Here is a 2,267-nt window from a genome sequence, read left to right as displayed (position 1 = left end):
GACTCTCAGCCTGCAGAGCGCAAGCAACGACCTTGTTCCCCACATATAAGTTGCGTTGATTGTTGTTGCGATAGCGAGTATCGGGCCGCCGAATGCGAAGACGTAGAAAAGAAATCCGCTGAGGTAATTCGAAGCCACATCGTTGAGAGTGCCATTGGTCATTACGTCTTTTCCTACTCCAAACGAGACAACTGCCATCAGGAGATAGCAGACCAAGACAACTGAAAGAGAGAAAATCACCGAAAGCGGGAGATTTCTCCTGGGGTTTTCTACTTCTCCGCCAAGCTCTATCACGGCGTTAGAGCCTGCGAATGTGAAAGAGAGTAGTGCCGAAGCGTAGATTATCGAACCAATCCCTTTCGAGAAGACGCCTTCGAGGTTGCTCGCTTCGATTCTGCCAATACCCGGCACAGTGTAAATTGCGATAGCAATAAAAAGCAGAGCTACAGCGAGGATTTCCACTCTCGAAGCCATTTTAAGACCCATAAGATTGATAACATAGAAGAAGGCAAGAACAATAAGAGCTACGGGCACAAGGGAGATCGCATCCCAGATACCCTTCATATATGATGCCAGTGCAAGCGCGTTCAACGGAAACAGGCCGACAAATGCACCGAAGAGATAGGCCCATAGACCAAGGAATGCAACTTTGGGTGAAAAGAGGAAAGCACCGTACTTGAAAGTTCCACCTGTCGTGGGAAGTGTCGATCCGAGCAACATGACGTTTATCATGATAATTGCCATGGGAGCAAAGGCAACGACGAATGCAAGTATTGTTCCCACCCCCGCACTCTGAGAAGCGATCGGCATGTAGATGAATATTCCGGCCCCGATTGTCATTCCCACTTCCAGTGCGACCAGATCCCAGAACTTCATAGTCTTCTTCATCTATTCCACCTTTCTGAGCATCAACCAAGAACTTTCGCTCAACTCATGAGTGCCTTTCATGATGCATCTTTTATTATACATTAGTCTCTGTCCTTTGCTGAAGGAAATCTCTGTTTCGATTCTCTTTAGACAATGATTTCTTGCCTTTCACAGGTTCTGCTTCATCGGTCATCATCTGTCGAGATGATTCGCTTTGTTGTATGTAGAATTTGAAGTGCTTCGCGAAATTGCATTGTGGTATTATCGTCAGTCGTGAATCTTCTTCTGGCAGGAGGATCCGTTGGCACTATATTGCAGGTCTTAATGGGTGAAATAGATTTTTGCTGTCATGCTTGATAAGGATTATACTTGAGAAGAACTCCTTTTCGTTGGAGGTAGAGTTATGTCTAAGACAATTACTGTTTCCATATGGATATTGATCGCTCTGGCCTCGTGGGCAGTGTCGCGCTTGAATTTTCTTCTTTTCCACTCGTTTATCGAAATTACTGCGATTTTGATCGCCGGAGTCCTGGTATCAATGGCATTCATTTCCAGTGGAAAGAATGTTCTAGTGCTGAGAATGGGATATCTCTACAGCGTAGTAATGTTTGTGGATGTTCTTCACACAATCTCGTATTCCGGGATGGGGGTCTTCCCTTCCTGGACGGCAAATCAGCCGACACAGTTCTGGATTCTGGGTCGGTTGATAGAGGCTTCCGGTCTGGCGTTTGCGCTGATCCTGCCAAAGAAACGAAATCTCAACATTGGCTATTTTACAGGGTTCATGATTGCAGGAGCCCTTGGAACGACGGCGATCTCCCTTGGATACTTTCCTGAGTGTTTCATTGTGGGAACAGGTCTCACTTTATTCAAGATTTCCATGGAATATGTAGTAATTGGAATCATACTGTTGAGCATCTATCTTCTTTTTAGGAGCGATTCCCCAGACGTTCTCCCGTACAGAAAGTATTACTTTCTTGCCCTTATTTTGACCGCTGCCGGCGAGATAGTTTTTACGACCTATACCGACGTGTACGGTTTTTCTAACATGCTTGGCCATATTTTCAGACTGAGTTCCTATTTCGTTATCTTGCAGGGAATAGTCTACAGGTCCATTCGCGAGCCGATCGACAGCCTTTACAACAGAATCAGCAAGACCCAGGAAGAGCTTATTGCAATTATGAGCCAGACGACTGAAATAAAGGATCCATATACAGCCGGTCACCAGAAAAGAGTTGCTATACTGGCCGACGAGATAGCAAGAAAGATGCGACTTTCACAGGATGATCGAAGTGTGCTTTCGTTCGCCTCCAGGCTCCACGATATTGGAAAGCTGTTTATACCTACAGATATCCTCTCAAAAGCGATGCCTCTAAACGAACAGGAGCGGGATTTCATAG

General features: G+C 45.7%; 1 protein-coding gene and 1 pseudogene. One reads left to right on the top strand and one right to left on the bottom strand.

Translation table 11 applies throughout. The features are described 5' to 3' along the window. Positions 1–909, bottom strand: a pseudogene (locus tag ENN47_08925) (amino acid permease). A gap of 361 nt (positions 910–1,270) precedes the next feature. On the opposite strand from ENN47_08925, the gene ENN47_08920 reads away from it, so the two are divergent. Next, a partial coding sequence (locus ENN47_08920; GenBank protein HDP78286.1) for an HD domain-containing protein occupies positions 1,271–2,267 on the top strand: 997 nt, incomplete at its 3' end.

Source organism: Mesotoga infera (assembly GCA_011045915.1).
GTDB classification, from domain to species: Bacteria; Thermotogota; Thermotogae; order Petrotogales; family Kosmotogaceae; genus Mesotoga; species Mesotoga infera_D.
Note: the sequence above shows the minus strand (reverse complement) of the source record. Positions and strands in the feature narration are given on the sequence as shown.